Source organism: Cellulomonas fimi (assembly GCF_028583725.1).
Classification (GTDB): Bacteria; Actinomycetota; Actinomycetes; order Actinomycetales; family Cellulomonadaceae; genus Cellulomonas; species Cellulomonas fimi_B.
Genome location: NZ_CP110680.1, coordinates 29,829 through 46,761 on the forward strand (window position 1 = coordinate 29,829; position 16,933 = coordinate 46,761).

17 protein-coding genes, 1 tRNA gene and 1 pseudogene are annotated in these 16,933 nt (G+C 71.7%); 8 read left to right on the forward strand and 11 right to left on the reverse strand.

All coding sequences use genetic code 11. From position 1 onward, the window contains the following. Positions 1–119: 119 nt before the first annotated feature. Positions 120–368, reverse strand: a complete 249-nt coding sequence (locus OOT42_RS00140; RefSeq protein WP_273652957.1) for a cell division protein CrgA — start codon at positions 366–368, stop codon at positions 120–122. A gap of 178 nt (positions 369–546) precedes the next feature. Between OOT42_RS00140 and OOT42_RS00145 the strand changes: the two genes are divergently transcribed. The 4 genes from OOT42_RS00145 to OOT42_RS00160 are packed head-to-tail and all read left to right on the forward strand — an operon-like array spanning position 547 to position 3,021. Next, positions 547–1,392 (forward strand): DUF881 domain-containing protein, encoded by an 846-nt coding sequence (locus tag OOT42_RS00145; RefSeq protein ID WP_273652958.1) that lies wholly within the window; start codon positions 547–549, stop codon positions 1,390–1,392. Beyond that, on the forward strand, positions 1,385–2,200 hold the full coding sequence (locus OOT42_RS00150) for a class E sortase (RefSeq protein ID WP_273652959.1): 816 nt from the start codon (positions 1,385–1,387) through the stop codon (positions 2,198–2,200). The genes OOT42_RS00145 and OOT42_RS00150 overlap by 8 nt, the downstream gene beginning before the upstream one ends. A gap of 34 nt (positions 2,201–2,234) precedes the next feature. After that, positions 2,235–2,396, forward strand: coding sequence for a hypothetical protein (locus OOT42_RS00155; protein WP_273654896.1), 162 nt, complete (start codon positions 2,235–2,237; stop codon positions 2,394–2,396). Between the two features lies 1 nt (position 2,397). Continuing rightward, a complete protein-coding gene (locus OOT42_RS00160) occupies positions 2,398–3,021 on the forward strand; it encodes an aminodeoxychorismate/anthranilate synthase component II (RefSeq protein WP_273652960.1) in 624 nt (207 codons plus the stop codon). Positions 3,022–3,103: 82 nt separating this feature from the next. Here OOT42_RS00160 and pknB read toward each other — a convergent pair whose 3' ends face one another. The 7 genes from pknB to OOT42_RS00195 are packed head-to-tail and all read right to left on the reverse strand — an operon-like array spanning position 3,104 to position 11,997. Then, on the reverse strand, positions 3,104–5,110 hold the full coding sequence (gene pknB, locus OOT42_RS00165) for a Stk1 family PASTA domain-containing Ser/Thr kinase (RefSeq protein ID WP_273652961.1): 2,007 nt from the start codon (positions 5,108–5,110) through the stop codon (positions 3,104–3,106). Beyond that, the gene (locus OOT42_RS00170; protein WP_273652962.1) at positions 5,110–6,381 is read right to left on the reverse strand and encodes a serine/threonine-protein kinase; all 1,272 of its coding nucleotides are present in this window, start codon (positions 6,379–6,381) and stop codon (positions 5,110–5,112) included. Before OOT42_RS00170 ends, pknB begins: the two co-directional genes overlap by 1 nt. Before the next feature lie 14 nt (positions 6,382–6,395). Further along, on the reverse strand, positions 6,396–7,844 hold the full coding sequence (locus OOT42_RS00175; protein ID WP_273652963.1) for a peptidoglycan D,D-transpeptidase FtsI family protein: 1,449 nt from the start codon (positions 7,842–7,844) through the stop codon (positions 6,396–6,398). After that, positions 7,841–9,316 (reverse strand): FtsW/RodA/SpoVE family cell cycle protein, encoded by a 1,476-nt coding sequence (locus OOT42_RS00180; protein ID WP_273652964.1) that lies wholly within the window; start codon positions 9,314–9,316, stop codon positions 7,841–7,843. The genes OOT42_RS00175 and OOT42_RS00180 overlap by 4 nt, the downstream gene beginning before the upstream one ends. A gap of 10 nt (positions 9,317–9,326) precedes the next feature. Continuing rightward, complete coding sequence (locus OOT42_RS00185; RefSeq protein ID WP_273652965.1) at positions 9,327–10,727, reverse strand: PP2C family protein-serine/threonine phosphatase; 1,401 nt, start codon at positions 10,725–10,727, stop codon at positions 9,327–9,329. A gap of 4 nt (positions 10,728–10,731) precedes the next feature. Beyond that, a complete protein-coding gene (locus OOT42_RS00190) occupies positions 10,732–11,280 on the reverse strand; it encodes an FHA domain-containing protein FhaB/FipA (RefSeq protein ID WP_273652966.1) in 549 nt (182 codons plus the stop codon). A 9-nt stretch (positions 11,281–11,289) separates the two neighbouring features. Continuing rightward, positions 11,290–11,997, reverse strand: a complete 708-nt coding sequence (locus tag OOT42_RS00195; protein WP_273652967.1) for an FhaA domain-containing protein — start codon at positions 11,995–11,997, stop codon at positions 11,290–11,292. 256 nt (positions 11,998–12,253) lie between these two features. On the opposite strand from OOT42_RS00195, the gene OOT42_RS00200 reads away from it, so the two are divergent. Both OOT42_RS00200 and OOT42_RS00205 read left to right on the forward strand, forming a co-directional pair. Continuing rightward, positions 12,254–12,336: transfer RNA gene (locus OOT42_RS00200), tRNA-Leu, on the forward strand. 108 nt (positions 12,337–12,444) lie between these two features. Then, a complete protein-coding gene (locus OOT42_RS00205; RefSeq protein WP_273652968.1) occupies positions 12,445–13,773 on the forward strand; it encodes a tyrosine-type recombinase/integrase in 1,329 nt (442 codons plus the stop codon). Here the strand turns inward: OOT42_RS00205 and OOT42_RS00210 are convergent. Further along, a complete protein-coding gene (locus OOT42_RS00210) occupies positions 13,757–14,080 on the reverse strand; it encodes a hypothetical protein (RefSeq protein ID WP_273652969.1) in 324 nt (107 codons plus the stop codon). The genes OOT42_RS00205 and OOT42_RS00210 overlap by 17 nt on opposite strands. A 462-nt stretch (positions 14,081–14,542) precedes the next feature. On the opposite strand from OOT42_RS00210, the gene OOT42_RS00215 reads away from it, so the two are divergent. Together OOT42_RS00215 and OOT42_RS00220 are read left to right on the forward strand one after the other, a co-directional pair. After that, positions 14,543–14,722, forward strand: a complete 180-nt coding sequence (locus tag OOT42_RS00215) for a hypothetical protein (protein WP_273652970.1) — start codon at positions 14,543–14,545, stop codon at positions 14,720–14,722. A gap of 45 nt (positions 14,723–14,767) precedes the next feature. After that, positions 14,768–15,926: pseudogene (locus OOT42_RS00220) on the forward strand (IS3 family transposase). A 13-nt stretch (positions 15,927–15,939) separates the two neighbouring features. Here OOT42_RS00220 and OOT42_RS00225 read toward each other — a convergent pair. Next, positions 15,940–16,338 carry a hypothetical protein gene (locus OOT42_RS00225; protein WP_273652971.1) on the reverse strand — a complete coding sequence of 133 codons (399 nt, stop codon included), beginning with the start codon at positions 16,336–16,338 and terminating at the stop codon, positions 15,940–15,942. 239 nt (positions 16,339–16,577) lie between these two features. Then, a complete protein-coding gene (locus OOT42_RS00230) occupies positions 16,578–16,904 on the reverse strand; it encodes a histone-like nucleoid-structuring protein Lsr2 (protein WP_273652972.1) in 327 nt (108 codons plus the stop codon). Positions 16,905–16,933 lie beyond the last annotated feature (29 nt).

The window sequence follows — 16,933 nt, forward strand, 5'->3', positions numbered from 1 at the left end:
CACCGTACGGCAGGGGTCTGACACGTCCGCGCCGGGCCGGGGCAACACGTGCCGTCCCCGGGAACGACGACGGCGGGGCGGGTCGTCGTCGACCCACCCCGCCGTCCACCGGCGCGACGTCAGCGCCAGCGCGTCGTCATCCCGAAGCCCGCGATGATGAGGGTGAACCCGATCGCCAGGTTCCACTGGCCGATGCCGGGCACCGGGTACCTCGAACCCGTCAGGTACGTGACCACGATCCACGCGAGCCCGATGAGCATCAGCCCGAGCATGACGGGCACGAACCACGGCGGGTTGGGCTTGGGGCCGGCCGACTTCTCGGGCGGCGGGATGTACGCGGCCTTCTTGCGCGACCTCGACTCAGGCACGTCCGGGCTCCTGTCCAGCAGCGGTACGTGACGCGGGGCGTCACGCGAACGGACGGTGACGGGGTGTCACCGTGCGACAACGATGTGGCGTGGACGTCACGCACCGTCACGGGCGCCACGCAACGTGACCTAGCGTAGTGGGCACGAGCCCCACGCCCGACCCCTCGAGAGGACGACAGTGACCGAGCACTCGCACCGTGCGCGGCGCTTCCTCGCGCGTGGCACGCTCTCGGTCGCCGTCGTGCTCGCGCTCTCGGGCGCGCTGTTCGCCGCGAACGCGCGCTTCGCCGAGGCCGCCGAGGGCGAGCGCCACCCGCAGGACCTCGCGGGCCTCGCCGGTGTGCAGAACGACCGCGTCGCGCGGCTCTCGACCGAGGTCGACGACCTGCGGAACGAGGTGAACACGCTCGCCGAGGACAGCAACGCGGACGCCAGCACGCAGCCCGGGTCGCCGAGCGCCGGCTACGTCGTCGAGGGCGGCGCGACGCCCGTCAGCGGGCCCGGGCTCACGGTGCAGCTCGAGGACGCGCCCGCACGCGAGGGGGTCGACCAGGACCTGCTGCTCGTGCACCAGCAGGACATCCAGAACGTGATGAACGCGCTGTGGGCCGGGGGCGCGGAGGCGATGACGCTGCAGGGCCAGCGGGTGATCTCCACGAGCGCGTTCTGGTGCGTCGGCAACGTGCTCAAGCTGCACGGTCGCGTCTACTCGCCGCCGTACGTCATCGAGGCGATCGGCGACCCGTCCGAGCTGCGTGACGGGCTCGCCGCGTCGCCGGCCGTCGGGCTCTACCTGCGCGACGTCAAGGCGGTCGGCCTCGGCTGGTCCGTCGACGAGTCCGACACGATGGAGATGCCCGCCTACTCCGGTGCGACCGAGCTCGAGTACGCCCGCGTGCCGGACGGGGTCGAGATCCTCCCGGGGCTCGAGGAGGCCGAGGAGGCCGCGAAGGACGAGGCCCGTGCGGCCGACCAGTCCCGCAGGCCCACCGGCCCGGTCGGACCGGGGAGCCCCGATGAGTGACGTCGCGCCCACCGTGACGACCGCGCCCGAGCGGCCGCCCCGGACGCGACGCAGCCGCCGCGCCGACCGACGCGTCTCGCGCGCCCGGCAGCGCGCGTACACCGCCGTCGGCGTCGTCGGCGAGGTCCTCATCACCCTCGGCGTGCTCCTGTTCGCGTTCCTCGCCTGGCAGCTGTGGTGGACGGACGTCGAGGGCAACCGGGCGCAGGCCGAGATCGTGCGCGAGCTCGACTGGGAGGAGGCGCCGGCGCCCGAGCCGAGCGCGACGCAGGCCGGCCCGGTGGTCGCCGAGCCGCGCCGCGACGAGCCGCCCGTCATGGAGGAGCCGCCGCACGCGACGACGTTCGCGACGATCCAGGTCCCGCGCTGGGTCGGCGAGCCCGAGCGGCCCGTCAGCCAGGGCACCGACCGCGCGACCGTCCTCGACGTGCTCGGCGTCGGTCACTACGAGGGCACCGCGATGCCCGGCGGCGTCGGGAACTTCGCGCTCGCGGGACACCGGACGACGTACGCGAAGCCGTTCAACCGTGTCGAGGAGCTCCAGGTCGGCGACCCGATCGTCGTCCGGACCGCCGACACCTGGTACGTGTACCGCGTGACGTCGACGCAGGTCGTCAAGCCGTCCCAGGTCGACGTCATCGCGCCCGTGCCGGGCGAGCCGGGTGCGACGCCCACCGAGCGGTTCATCACGCTCACGACGTGCCACCCGATGTTCTCCGCCCGGGAACGCTTCATCGTGCACGGCACGTTCGACTACTGGGCGCCGGTGACGGACGGGACTCCCGCCGAGCTGCTCCCGGGCGCATGATGGGCGCCCGACGATTCCGCGTGACAGGAGACCGATGATGTACGGGTGGCTGTGGCGGCGCCTGCCGGGCCCGTCCGTGGTCCGGGCGCTGATCCTCGCGGTCGCCGCGTTCCTCGTGCTCGCCGCGTGCTTCCTGTGGGTGTTCCCGGCGGTCGCGCCGTTCATGCCGTTCAACGAGACCACCGTGGGGGAGTGACGTGACCCGGATCCTGGTGATCGACAACTACGACTCGTTCGTCTACACGATCGTCGGCTACCTCAACCAGCTCGGCGCGGAGACCGTCGTCGTCCGCAACGACGCCGTCCCGCCGCTGTCCGAGCGCGAGGACTTCGACGGCGTCCTCGTGTCCCCCGGTCCGGGCACGCCCGCCGAGGCCGGCCAGAGCATGCAGGTCATCCGGGACTGCGCCGAGACGAGCACGCCCATGCTCGGCGTGTGCCTGGGCCACCAGGCGCTCGGCGAGGTGTTCGGCGGGACCGTCACGCACGCGCCCGAGCTCATGCACGGCAAGACGAGCGAGGTCGAGCACCACGGCGAGGGGGTCCTCGTCGGGCTGCCGTCGCCGTTCACCGCGACGCGCTACCACTCGCTGGCCGTGGTCGACGGCACGGTGTCCGACGAGCTCGAGGTCACCGCGACCACGCACGGCATCATCATGGGTCTGCAGCACCGGACGCTCCCGCTGCACGGCGTGCAGTTCCACCCCGAGTCGGTGCTGACCGAGGGCGGGCACCGGCTGCTCGCGAACTGGCTCGCCGTCTGCGGCGACGATGACGCCGTCGCGCGGTCCGAGGGGCTGCACCCGCTCGTCCGCCTCTGACGGCCGCACCCGACACCCCCGGCACACAGCGAAGGCCCCGCCCGTCCGGAGACGAGCGGGGCCTTCCGCGTGCAGTGGTGCGCTACGGCGTCGGCTTGGGCGTCTGCTGCCCGTTGTTGTTGCCGCCACCCGGGCCCTTCGAGACGTGCAGGTCGATCTGCTGGCCCGGCTCGACCTCGGACCCGCCGTCGGGCTCGACCCGGATGACCTGGTCGACGGGCGACTCGGACTGCTCGTCGACGCGCCGCACGTTGGTCAGGCCGGCCTGCGCGAGCGCCTGCACCGCCTGGTCGTAGGTCATCCCGACGAGGTTGTTCGGCACGACCGGGTTCTCCGGCGCGATGGCGATCTCGATGTTGATCGTCGTGTCCTGCGGGACCAGCGAGCCCGCCGGCTTGTCCTGCGAGATCACGGTGTCGGGCGGGAACTCGTTGGTCTCCCGCTCGCGCGAGTTGGCGTTGAGCGACGCGTCGTTGAGCAGCTGCTCGGCCTCCGCGCGCGTCTTGCCGGCCAGGTCGGGGACCTGCACGTTGCCCGACGACACGAAGAGCTTCACCGGGCTGCCGGACGACACCGACTCGCCCTCGGCGGGATCGGTGCGCGTCACGCGGCCCTTGGGCTGCTTGGGGTCGTCCTCGGAGGTGCGGTTCGGGTCGACCGTGAGCCCGGCCGCCTCGATCGCGGCGACGGCCTCCTGCTCGGTCATCCCGGCCAGACCCGTCGGGACGGTCGTGGTCGCCGGGCCGGTGGAGAACGTGACGGTGACGTTGTCGAGCTTCTCGGCCGGGGTGCCCGCCGCCGGGTCGGACTTGATGGCCTCGCCCTCGGGGACGGTGTCGTCCGGCGCCTCGGCGGGCGTGAACTGCAGACCCGCGTCCTCGATCTTCTTCTCGGCCTCGTCGCGCGTGAGCCCGACCACGTTCGGGACGGTGAGCTCCTCGGGCGCGTTGTCGCGCGCGTTCGCGACGAGCAGGGCGATGATGCCCGCGACGGCGAGGACCGCGATGCCGATGAGCACCCACATGAGCCACGGCTTGCGCTGCTCGTCCTCGGGGTCCTCGGGGAGGCCCGCGGGCGTCGTCGGCTGGAGGCCCGTCTGCGCCCACGGGGACGTCGGCGCCATGGCCTGCGTCGCGGCGACGGCCGGGGGAGCCATGACCTGCGTGGCCTCGGCAGCGGCGACCGCCGCACCGGCGGCGACGGCGCCGACCGCAGGCGCGCTGACCACGCCGCCGCGCAGCACGGCCTCGAGGTCGGCGCGGAACTCCGCGGCCGTCGAGTAGCGGGCGTCGCGCTCCTTGGCGAGCGCCTTCGCGGTGATGCGGTCGAGCGCCTCGGGGACGTCGGACGCGAACTGCGAGGGCGTGGGCGCCGTCTCGCGGACGTGCTGGTAGGCGACCGCGACGGGGGAGTCGCCGGTGAACGGCGGACGGCCCGTGAGCAGCTCGAACAGCAGGCAGCCCGTCGAGTACAGGTCGGAGCGCGCGTCGACCTGCTCGCCGCGCGCCTGCTCGGGCGACAGGTACTGCGCGGTGCCGATGACGGCCTGCGTCTGCGTCATGGTCGCGGCGGAGTCGGCGACGGCGCGGGCGATGCCGAAGTCCATGACCTTGACCGCGCCCGTCGGCGTGAGCATGACGTTCGCGGGCTTGATGTCGCGGTGCACGATGCCCGCGTGGTGCGAGTACTCGAGCGCGGAGAGCACGCCCGCGGTGATCTCGACGGCCTCCTCGATCGGCACCGCGTGCCCGTCGCGCAGGATGCCGCGGACCGTGTGACCCTCGACGTACTCCATGACGATGAACGGCACGTGCGCGACGACGCCGGTCGGCTCGGTGAAGACGTCCTCGCCGGTGTCGTAGACCGCGACGATCGCGGGGTGGTTGAGAGCCGCGGCGGCCTGCGCCTCACGCCGGAACCGGTTCTGGAACGAGGGGTCGCGTGCGAGGTCGGAGCGCAGGATCTTGATCGCGACCGTGCGACCGAGCCGCGTGTCGTGGCCGATGTGCACCTCGGCCATGCCACCGCGCCCGATGAGCTCGCCGACCTCGTACCGTCCGGCGAGGATCCGGGATCCGTCGTCCACCACTAGGCGTCCTTCACTTCCGTCGTCAGCGGGCGCGCGGAGTCGTGACCGCGCCCGTCCACCGAGATCATCCCATCGGGACTGCCGCGACGAGGGTACTGACTGCCGTCGTCGCGTGGGGGCGTGCTGAGCGCGACGACGGCCCCGGGCGGTCCGTCGAGGGGTGCGGCCCTGGTCAGGCCGTTGGCGAGGGCCGCGCCGAGCAGCGCGACCAGGAGGAGCACGAGCGCGAGCAGCGGCCACCGGTACCGCGAGAAGCGGCCCAGGCGCGGCCCGCTCGTGCGGAGCGAGGCGACGTTCACGTGCCGCGGCGTGCCGGAGGCGCGCGCCCGCGGCTCGTCCCGCCGGCTGCGGCGCGGCGGGTACGTCGGCGGTGCCTCCTGCGACGTGCCGCGGGCGGTCGTCACGGCCGTCGCGAACGTGTCGACCGGGCGCGAGATCTTCGAGACCAGCACGGGCACGCCGCTCGGGGGAGTGCGCGGCACGAGCTTGTCGAACAGCCCCGCGAGCTCCTCGCCCGACTGCGGTCGCTGCGCCGGGTCCTTCGACAGCAGGCGCATGACGAGCGCGGCGAGGTGCTTGTCGACGCTCGACGGCAGCGGCGGGACCGCGTTGTTGACGTGCGCGACCGCGATGTCGACCGCGGTCGGACCGGTGAACGGCCGGTGCCCGACGAGCGCCTCGTAGGCGACGACGCCGAGCGAGTACAGGTCGGACAGCGGCGTCGCGGCCTTGCCGACGGCCTGCTCGGGCGACAGGTACTGCGCCGTGCCCATGACCATGCCGGTCGCCGTCATCGTGATCTGGTTCTGCGCGAGCGAGACGCCGAAGTCGGTGATCTTCACGCGGCCGCCGCGGCCCAGGAGGATGTTGCCGGGCTTGACGTCGCGGTGCACGACGCCCGCCGTGTGGGCCGCGTGCAGCGCGCGCGCGGTCTGCGCCAGGATCGGCAGCAGCCGTCGCGGGGTCAAGACGGGCTCGCGCTCCAGCAGGTCGGACAGCGGCTCGCCGACGACGAGCTCCATGACGAGGAACGCGGAGCCGTCCTGCTCGCCGTAGTCGAAGAGCTGCGCGATCGACGGGTGGTGCAGCGACGCCGAGTTGCGCGCCTCGGTCCGGAACCGCTCGAGGAAGCCGGGGTCGCCCGCGAACTCCTCCTTGAGGACCTTGACGGCGACGGGACGCGCGAGGGCGTCGTCGTGCGCCTCCCACACCTCGCCCATGCCGCCGGTCGCGATCGGCTTGATGAGCCGGTACCGGCCGTCGAGGGCCACGCCTGCCGCCGTCCTCACGATCCCAGCACCGCCTGGATCACGGCCTTCGCGATGGGCGCGGCGACGCGGCCGCCGGTCGCCTCGTTGCCGGCGCTGCCGCCGTGCTCGACGATCACCGCGACGGCCACCCGCGGGGCGTCGGCGGGCGCGAACGCGGTGAACCACGCGTGCGGCGCCTGGTCGTCGCCGGTCTGGGCCGTGCCGGTCTTCCCGGCGACCTGCACCCCCGGGATCTGCGCGGCGGTGCCCGACCCGTCGGCGACCACGCCGACCATCATGTCCCGCAGCGCGGCGGCGGTCCCGGGCGACACGGCGGTCGACAGCAGCTTCGGCTCGGTCTCGTCGATCGTGTGCAGGTCGGCGGACCGCACGGTCTGCACGAGGTACGGCTGCATGAGCTGGCCGCCGTTGGCGATCGCGGCGGACACCATGGCCATCTGGATGGGTGTGGCGCGGACGTCGCGCTGGCCGATCGCCGAGCCCGCCGTCTCGGGGGCGTCCAGGTCGTCGGGGAAGACGGAGGGCACGACGACAGTCGGGATGGTGAACCCTTCGTTGAAGCCGAACCGCTCGGCCTGGGTGCGGATCGCGTCGTCGCCGAGGTCGAGCCCGAGCTGCGCGAACGACGTGTTGCACGACACGCGCAGCGCGTCGGCGAGCGTGATGGGGTCGGCGCCGCAGCCGCCGCCACCGAAGTTGCCCACGGTCGCCGTGGTCTGCGGGAGGTCCAGCTCGACAGGTGCGGGCAGCGGCGACTGGGGCGTGTACGAGCCGCTCTCCAGGGCCGCCGCAGCCGTGACCAGCTTGAACGTCGACCCGGGCGGGTAGACCTCCTTGGTCGCGTTCGACCGCAGCGGGTTGCCCTCGGCCGTCGACAGCGCGGAGAACGCCTCGCCGGCGGCCTTGGTGTCGTGCGTCGCGAGCGCGTTCGGGTCGAAGCCGGGCGTCGAGACGAGCGCGAGGATCTTGCCCGTCGACGGCTCGATCGCGACGACCGCGCCCTCCTGGTCGCCGAGCCCGTCGCGTGCCGCCTGCTGCGCGGCCGGGAGGAGCGTCGTCTCGACCGCCGCACCCTCGGGCCGGCGACCGGTGAGCACGTCCCGCACGCGCGTGAAGAACAGCTGGTCGCCGCGGCCGGTGAGCGCGTCGTTCGCGGCGAGCTCGAGCTCGGTGCGGCCGTTGACCACCGAGTAGAAGCCGGTGACCGACGACCACAGGTCGCCGCCCGTGTACGAGCGCTGGTAGCCGAACGCGTCGTCGACGGGGGCGGACGACGCGACGGCCTCGCCCGCGACGACGATCGGGCCGCGCGCGTTGCCGAACTCGCGGTACAGCGTGCGGACGTTGCGCGGGTCGTTGTTGAGCGTGTCCGCCTGGACGTACTGGACCCACGTCGTGCCGCCCATGAGCACGACGAACATCACGAGGACCACGGTGGCGAGGCGGCGCAGGGGAGTGTTCACGACAGCCCCTCGATCCGCTCGGTGGGCTGGTCGCCGCCCGTCGGGCCGGCGGTACCGCCGCCGCTGCCACCGACCGCCCGCGCCCCGGACGCGACCGGGGTGCCGACCTCGGGCGTCAGGACCGCGCGCACCACGGGTGCGGGTCGACGGGCCTCGTCGGAGATCCGGAGGAGGAGCGCGACGATGACCCAGTTCGCGACGAGCGACGAGCCGCCGTACGCGAGGAACGGCGTCGTCAGGCCCGTCAGCGGGATCAGGCGCGTCACGCCGCCGACGACGACGAACGTCTGGAACGCGACGACGAACGCGAGGCCGCCCGCGAGGAGCTTGCCGAACCCGTCGCGCACGCCGATCGCGGTCCGCAGGCCGCGCTCCGTGAGGATCGTGTAGCAGAGCAGCAGCGCGAGCAGGCCCGTGAGGCCGAGCTCCTCGCCGAGCGACGCGACGATGAAGTCCGACTCGGCGTACGGGACGAGGTCGGGCCTGCCGGAGCCCCAGCCGGTGCCGAACAGGCCACCGTTCGCGAGCCCGAACAGGCCGCGCACGAGCTGCCCGGAGCCGCCCGGGAACCGGTCGAAGATCTCCTGGTCGAACGGGTGCAGCCACGCGTCGAAACGCGCCCCGACGTGCGGGAACGCGGTCGCGGCGACGAGCGCGCCGCCCACGAACAGCAGGAGGCCGATGACGACCCAGCTGAGCCGCTCGGTCGCGATGTAGAGCATCGCGACGAACAGGCCGAAGAGCAGCAGGGACGTGCCGAGGTCACGCTCCAGGACGAGGACCGCGAGCGAGACGCCCCACACGATGAGGATCGGGCCGAGGTCCCGCGGCCGCGGGAGCTGGAGGCCCAGCACCTTCGGGCCGGCCAGCGCGAGCGTGTCGCGGTGCGTCACCAGATACCCCGCGAAGAACACGGCGAGGGCGATCTTGGCGAACTCCGCGGGCTGCATGCCGACGCCGCCGACGCGCACCCAGATCTGCGCGCCGTTGATCGCCTGGCCGATGCCCGGCACCAGCGGGAGCACGACGAGGCCGAGCGCGACGATCATCGCCGTGTACGTGTACCGGCGCAGCGTGCGGTGGTCGCGCAGCAGCACCAGCACGAGTGCGGCCAGCACTACCGAGATCGCGGTCCACCCGAGCTGCCGCTCCGCGAATCCCGCGGCCTTGTCGCGCGCCTCGTACGCGATGTCGATCCGGTAGATCATCGCCAGGCCCACGCCGTTGAGCGCGACCGCGACCGGCAGGATCACCGGGTCCGCGTACGGCGCCCGCCAGCGCAGCACCAGGTGCAGCGCCACCGCGAGACCCGTCAGACCTGCCGCGTACCCGATGACGTCCGCGGGCACGCTGCCGTCGATGCCGAGGCCCACGAGCGCGTAGCCCGCGACGGCGATCGCGAGCGCCAGCACGAGCAGGCCGAGCTCGACGCCCCGGCCCGCACGCACCTGGTGCGGCTGCACGGTCGCCATCACGTCCGCCTCACGGGCTCGTCACCCCGGCAGCCGGGTCGACGGCCGGCGGCGTGGTCGGCTCGGTCGCGAGCGGCGTGGGCGTGGCCGTGGGGGTCGGCGTGGGCTCGTCCTGCGGCTCCGCGTCCGCCTCCAGCATGCGCACCAGGTCACGCGCATCGTCCAGCGACGTCGCGTGGATCGTCTGCTCGACGCGCTCGCGCAGGTACGCCGAGCCGAGGTCCTCCATCGACGTGCCCGACCGCTCGACGACCCGCGACAGGGCGACCGGGCCCAACGTCTGCGGCAGCCCGCGCAGGATGACGACCTCGCCGTCGGCGTCCGCGACGTAGTACTGCGTCTGCGTCCACAGGTAGCCGAGCGCGAGCACCGCGACCGTCAGGAGGCCCGCAAAGGTCCACACGAGACCCGCGCGCACGCGGCGGCGCCCCACCGGCTCGTCGTCGTCCTGGTCCTCGTCGCCCACCGCGCCGACCGTGACCGGCACCGCCGGCAGGTCGGCCGGGTCGTCGTCCTCGTCGTCCGCCGTGTCCGGCGGGGTCTTCTGACGTGCCGCCGACTGCGTCAGCGACGCCGCACGCGCCGCCGGGCCGTCCGCCGCTGACGTCGGGTCGTTGCGCGACGTCGCCGCCGCACCCACGACCGTCGCCGCCGTCGTCGGGCCCGCACCGTCCGCGATGTCGTCGAGCTCGATGACGTCCGCCAGCACCACCGTCACGTTGTCGCCGCCGCCCGCGCGCAACGCGAGCTGCACGAGCCGGTCCGCGCACGCGTCGACGTCCGCGATCGTGCGCAGCGTCTCCTCGATCGTGTCCGCGCTGACGAACCCCGACAGGCCGTCGGAGCACAGCAGCCAGCGGTCTCCCGGACGCGCCTCCCGGACCGACAGGTCGGGCGTGACCTCCGCGTCGAAGTCGCCCAGGACCCGCATGACGACCGACCGCTGCGGGTGGTGCTCGGCCTCCTCGGGCGTGATCCGGCCGATGTCGACCAGGTGCTGCACGAACGTGTGGTCCGTCGTCACCTGCGTCAGCACACCGTCGCGGAACAGGTAGCCGCGCGAGTCGCCCAGGTGCACCATCGCGAGCTTGTTGCCCGCGCGCAGGATCGCGATGACCGTCGTGCCCATGCCCGCGAGGTCCGGGTCCGCGTCGACGCGCGCCAGCAGGTCGTCACGCGCCGACTCCAGCGCCGCCTCGAGCTGGTCCAGCGCGTCGTCCGGGCCGTGCGACTCCCCGTCGAGCGGCGCGAACGCCGCGACCGCGACCGACGACGCCACGTCGCCGCCCGCGTGCCCGCCCATGCCGTCCGCGACCATGAGCAGGTGCGGACCCGCGTAGGCGGAGTCCTGGTTGTTCGTGCGCACGAGCCCGACGTCCGAGCGCGCCGCATACCTGAGGGCGACGGTCACCGGGTTACCTCTGCAGCTCGAGCACGCTCTGTCCCACGCGGACCGGTGTACCGGTCGGCAGGGGGATCGGTCCGTCGACGCGCTGGTCGGCCAGGAACGTCCCGTTCGTCGAGCCGAGGTCCTCCACGAACCACTGGCCGTCCTGCGGGAAGACGCGCGCGTGACGCGAGGACGAGTAGTCGTCGTCCAGGACCAGCGTGCACGACGGCGCACGGCCGATCAGCACCGGCGCCGTGCCGAGCGGGACGATCGTGCCGCGCAGCGGGCCCTCCGTCACCACCAGCTTGCGCGGTCCCGAACCGCTGCGCGCCGAGCGCGGCGTGCGGACCGGGGTGGGTGCGGGTGCCGCGGGGGCCGGGGCGGCGGCGGCGGCTGCCGCGTCGACCGGCTGCGGGCGGGCCGGCGTGGCCGTCGCCGCACGGTTGGCACGACGACGGTCCGTGATGCGCGTGCCGTACAGGTCGCGGCGCAGCACGCCGATCGCCGACAGCACCAGGACCCACAGCAGTGCGAGGTACCCCAGCCGCAGCAGGGTGATCGTCAGCTCACTCATGCGCCGGCGTCACTCGTCCAGGTCCGGCTCGCCGCCCGTCCAGAACAGGATCCGGGTGCGGCCGATCATGAGGGTGTTGCCGTCGACCAGCGTCGCCGCCGGGACGTGGTGCCCCTCCACGTACAGGCCGTTCGTCGAGCCCATGTCCGACGCGATCACACCGTCCGGCGTCACCCGGATCTCCAGGTGCCGGCGCGAGACGCCCGGGTCGTCCACGATGATGTCCGCCTCCGAGCCCCGGCCGATGACCGTCACCGGGCCCGTGAGGATGTAGCGCTGGTCGTCCACGATCAGCAGCGGGTGGCGCGACGTCGGCGCCGTCGCCGCAGCGGGCGCCACCGCGCCGCGCACCGTCGCGCTGTGCACCCGGAAACGACCCGCCTCGAGGTCCGCGTCCTCGCCGAACGACACCGTCACCGGCCCGACGAACGCGTACCGCTGGCTCGCGGCGTGCTCGGTGACGGTCGCGGCGAACTCGTCCGCCATCGCCTCCGCGCCCCACTCCTCCACATGGTCGTAGTCGGCAGGCGCGAGCTCGATCGTGAACTCGTTCGGCACCACCGTCCGGTCACGTCCCACGACCGCCGCACGGTCGTCGAGCTCCCGGCGCAGCGCGCTCGCGAGCTCCACCGGCTTCAGCTCGCTGCGGAAGGCCTTGGCGAAAGCGTTGTTCACGACGCGCTCCACGCCGTTCTCGAACTTGTCGAGGAAGCCCACGCCCACCTCCCTTACCCGTGCCGTGCCGTGGCCGCGCCGATCGTCGGTGGCCGTCCTGGACGTTGATGGTATCCGTGCCGCGCCCGCCACGGCCGGGTGAGGCGGGTGTTGTCGTGGGAGGACTCGGGGGAGGTCCCGTGCAGCGGGGTCGGTCGGGGTGCCTGCGCGGGCTCCGAGGCGGCCATGGGGTGTGTTGCCGCAGGTCATCCCGTCGGGTCGGGAACCACCCCGGCGCCGTGCTAATGTTCTCCGGCGCGCGCGAGTGGCGGAACGGCAGACGCGCTGGCTTCAGGTGCCAGTGTCCGAAAGGGCGTGGGGGTTCAAATCCCCCCTCGCGCACAAGTCACGAAGGGCCTCTGACCTGCTGGATCAGCAGATCGGGGGCCCTTCTGCTTACCCTGTGGGAACACCCGTGGGAACATGGGCCGTTTTCGAGGGGGGATCCAGGTGGCGCGCAAGCCGCTCGAGCCGGTCGAACGACCACGCACCGACGGCGACTCGTCCTGGCAGGTGCGGTGGCGAGTGGGCGGTGGCACCGGACCCGTGGCGTCGGAGACCTTCTCCACTCGCGAGCCGGCAGTCGAGTTCGCTGCGGCCGTTGACGCGGCAGACCGGTTCTGGCCCACAGGGTGGGTCAAGGGCGTCGGACGGCCCGTGCCCGAAGTCGAGGAAGCCGTCGACCCGTCCGTTGTGACGGTTCAGCACGTTTACGACGCCTACATGGAGGTCGTGCGGCGGCGTATGCGGCGTAACAAGATTCAGGCCGACCAGGTCCAGCGCTACGAGGGGTACTGGCGCAACCGCCTCGCACCGTCGTTCGGTGAGGTCCCGTTCGTCGACGTGGACGACGACCTCATCGACGGGTGGGTCGACGACATGCTCGAAGAGGGGTGGCAGGCGAAGACGATCCTCAACTGGCACGGGTTCTTCTTCTCGGTCATGGACCACGGTCGCGGACGCATGAAGCTCCGCCCCGACAATCCGTGCACGCTCACTGACCTGCCCGAGCCCGACGCGGGCACTGAGGTCCGGCAGGTCCGGTTCTTCACGCACGGCGAGTGGAACCTGCTGCGCGAGTGCCTGAAGAGCGACGTCCACCTGCTCGTCGACGTGCTCCTGGCGTCCGGCATGCGGTGGGGCGAGGTGTCAGCGCTGCGGGTGGAGTGCGTCGCGTTCCAGGGAGACGACGAAGCCGTCCTCCGGATAGTGCGAGCATGGCGGCAGCGCGGGCAGGGCGACACGTCCAAGGTCCTCACGGACCAGGGCGAGACGAAGCGGTGGAAACTCGGACCACCGAAGAACAAGCGGTCACGGTCCGTGGTCATCAGCGGTGACGTGGTCCACCGCCTGAGCGATGCAATCAGCGGGGCGCCCGGTGAGGCGTACGTCTTCCGCACCAAGCACGGCCACCCGTGGCGGTACCCGGACTTCCACTTCCACCGATGGTCTCCTGGACGGGACCTGGCGAAGGAGGCGGGCCTTCAGAAGGCCGCCAAGCCGCACATGCTTCGCCACACATACGTCGTCTGGCAGCTTGCGGACGGTGTGCCGCTGCACGAGGTCAGCGAGGCGTTGGGCCACGGCAGCATCGAGATCACGTACGACATCTACGGCGGCCTCATCGACCTGACCGACCCGACGAACGCTCGCCGGATGGCGAAGGCGATGGCAGAGGCGAAGACGGCGACGTTCGGGACGCCTCCACCGCGCGAGCAGGTTGACGCCTACCGGCCGCCCACACGAAAGCCCGGACCCGGACCTACAGCTTCGTCCTAGCGGTGGAGCGACGCGGATTGGGCTGCTCGCCGACGGTCAGGCGGCCATTGCGCGTCGCCGAGCCCGTCGGGGGCAGTGTCGGCACGGTGGCCTTGGAGCGCCTCTCACCGGCGAGCACGATTTCACCGATGTGGCCGGGGCTGAAACGCAAGTGCTTGCCGAGGCGGGTGCATGGGAAGTCGACGTCGTCAGCAGCCATCCGAGCGAGCGTCGTTGCCGGGATGCTGAGGACCTCGGCGGCTTCGTCGGTGCCCATCATGGCCGAGCGCACGTAGAGGCCCGGGACGCCGGGCACGGGGACGAGCATCTCGTGTGCTCGCTCGTCGGGCTGGACGAGACGTAGCGTTCGAGCCGGTCGGTGCGGCGTGGGGGGCGCGTCCGGGACCGCGTGAAGCGTGGCGGATGGCGTGACTCGAGGGCCGTGAGTTCCTGTTGCGGCGAGCGTCAGGGGCTCGCCCTGGCGCTCGGCGGGGCTCACGGGTTGGGCTGGTGGCTGTGGTGTCTCATGGGACTACGGTAACAACGCGGATATACGGTCTGACCAGGTACAACGCTAGCGTGCTAGCCGGTTTCGGCTCCGTGCCCGGCTCTCGCGAGCGGGGCCAGCACGCCACCGTGCTAGGTCGGACTTACCACCAGCGTCTATACGGAAATGTCCAAATCGAACCCTCCGCCCCGCAAGGACGAAGCCGGTTCAGACACCGTGATGCAACTCACACGCGGCCCTCACCTCGGAAGCGCTGTCGCACCCCACCGCGACCCTCTCCCCATGCCCCGCCTTGTCCGTCCTCTGAACCCGTGGCGCCTCATCGGCGCCCCACTCCCGGAGCGCTTCGAGGTGGCACGCGACGCGACCAGCACCGCCGAGGAGCTGACCGTCGTCGCCCCGCCCGCCCAGGACGCCAAGACCGACCCGTCGCTCACCGGGGTCTGCTGCACGGATGGGTGACACCTGACCTGTGGGGACGCGGTCCCCGCTGGAAGGATGTGCACCGTGCCCAGGCCCTATCCCATGGAGTTCCGCCGGGACGTCGTGGCGGTCGCCCGCCGTGGCGAGGCCCCGATCAAGCAGATCGCGCACGACTTCGGGATCGCCGAGTCGTGTCTGCGCAACTGGCTGCGTGACGCGGACGTCGAGGACGGCAACCGTCCGGGCGTGACCGCCTCGGAGTCGGTCGAGCTGCGTGAGGCGCGTCGGCGGATCCGGCTGCTGGAGCAGGAGAACGAGGTGCTGCGTCGCGCAGCGGCGTATCTCTCGCAGGCGCAGCTGCCGGGAAAAGGCTCTACCCGCTCGTGAGTGAGCTCGCCGCCAACGGGGTGCCCGTGCCGGTGACGTGTCGGGTTCTCAAGCTCGCCAGACAGCCCTACTACCGCTGGCTCGACGCACCCGTCGGTGCGCGTGGCTCGAGCAGGCGTATCTCGCGGACGCGTTGTTCGACGCCCACCGCGACGATCCGGAGTTCGGCCACCGGCTGCTCGCCGACGAAGCCGCCCGCGCCGGTCTGGTCGCCTGCGACCGCACGGTGTGGCGGATCTGCTCGTCCAACGGCTGGTGGTCGGTGTTCGGCAAGAGACGCCCCCGAGGTGGCAAGAAGGCCGGGCCGCCGGCGCACGACGACCTTGTGCTGCGCGTGTTCACCGCCGACGGACCGAACCGGTTGTGGCTGTGGGACATCACCGAGCACCCCACGAGCGAGGGCAAGGTCTACCTCTGCGCGATCAAGGACGTGTTCTCCAACCGGATCGTCGGGTACTCGATCAGTGACCGCATGACGTCCCACATCGCGGTGAACGCCCTGGCCAGCGCCGTGCAACGTCGCGGTGACGTGGCCGGGTGCATCGTTCACGGGGACCGTGGGAGCCAGTTCCGAAGCCGCAAGGTCCTGCGCGAGCTGGCCCGCCACGACCTGGTCGGGTCGATGGGCCAGGTCGCCTCCGCGGGCGACAACGCCGCGATGGAGTCGTTCTTCTCACTCCTGCAGAACAACGTCCTGAACCGGCGCCGCTGGACCACCCGCGACGAGCTGCGCCTGGCGATCATCGTCTGGATCGAACGGACCTACCACCGCCGCCGACGCCAAGCGCGACTCGGTCGCCTGACCCCCATCGAGTACGAGACCATCAACACCCCTCAGGTCGCACTCGCCGCCTGAGACCCGCTGTCACCTACTCGTGCAGCAGACCCAACATGAACGCGTTCGTTCCGCGTTCGTTCCGCGTTGCGGCATGCATGGGCACGACGTGTCGCTCGACGCCGAATGCGTGAGCCACGGTGGGCATCATCGTGTGTGTCGCGCCGAATCCACGGAACACCACAGGAAGATATCCAGCGGGTGTGCTGCCGGCGCGTAGGAGTCCGGGGTGAATGAGCATCTGCAGGCGGGTGCGGTCCTGGTCGTTCCAGGTACGTGTTGCAAGCATCCCGCCGCTGGGGATTTCGACGACGTCGTAAGGGGTGAAGTCAGATTCGGCGACTTGCTGAGCGACACTCGTCGGGATGAGCCCGACAGCGTATGTGTGCTCGTTGCGCGGGGCGAACGGGCAGCCGTCGTCGGTAAGGTGCATAGCGTTCTGTCCAATCGTGATGGGGTCGATAGGGACCTCCGGGGATGTGGCGCCGCGCTGATTGGCGACGACAACGGAGAGAAGATCACGACGACTCGGAAGGACCAAAGGATGTTCCCCACGGACCCCCTGTTTGGACAGCCATGGCGTTCAGAACCATGACGAACCCTATCGAATGCGGACAGCAGAAAGGCCCGCCGGGACGCCCGGCGGGCCTTTCTGTCGTCTGGTGGTGCGGGCTAGTTGGCTGCTTCGTACGCGGCCCTAACATCGGCCGAGATGCGTCCGCGCTCGGACACTTGGTGCCCGTGCGACTTCGCCCAGTCGCGGATCGCCTGCGCATCGGGCGATGTGCCACGCGCACGACGTGCCGCGGTGCGGGCTGGTGTGCGGCCGACCTTACGGGCGTGACCGACCCACGAAGCCAGTGCGTCGCGAAGTTCCTGAGCGTGGGCGGCCGTCAGGTCTATCTCGAACGTCACCCCATCAAGACCAAACATGACCGTCTCGTCGGCTGCGGTCCCGTCGAGGTCATCCGTGAGCAGCACCTGGATCTTTTGCGCCATCATCGATCTCCCGTTCGTCCGAGCGTCCG

What these genes read in the sequence shown, in the direction of transcription:
- OOT42_RS00180 (WP_273652964.1), bottom strand. Translation starts at nt 9,316, where the DNA reads ATGGCGACCGTGCAGCCGCACCAGGTGCGTGCGGGCCGGGGCGTCGAG.
- OOT42_RS00230 (WP_273652972.1), bottom strand. Translation starts at nt 16,904, where the DNA reads ATGGCGCAAAAGATCCAGGTGCTGCTCACGGATGACCTCGACGGGACC.
- OOT42_RS00210 (WP_273652969.1), bottom strand. Translation starts at nt 14,080, where the DNA reads ATGCTCGTCCCCGTGCCCGGCGTCCCGGGCCTCTACGTGCGCTCGGCC.
- OOT42_RS00155 (WP_273654896.1), top strand. Translation starts at nt 2,235, where the DNA reads ATGATGTACGGGTGGCTGTGGCGGCGCCTGCCGGGCCCGTCCGTGGTC.
- OOT42_RS00150 (WP_273652959.1), top strand. Translation starts at nt 1,385, where the DNA reads ATGAGTGACGTCGCGCCCACCGTGACGACCGCGCCCGAGCGGCCGCCC.
- OOT42_RS00190 (WP_273652966.1), bottom strand. Translation starts at nt 11,280, where the DNA reads ATGAGTGAGCTGACGATCACCCTGCTGCGGCTGGGGTACCTCGCACTG.
- OOT42_RS00215 (WP_273652970.1), top strand. Translation starts at nt 14,543, where the DNA reads ATGCCCCGCCTTGTCCGTCCTCTGAACCCGTGGCGCCTCATCGGCGCC.
- OOT42_RS00225 (WP_273652971.1), bottom strand. Translation starts at nt 16,338, where the DNA reads ATGCACCTTACCGACGACGGCTGCCCGTTCGCCCCGCGCAACGAGCAC.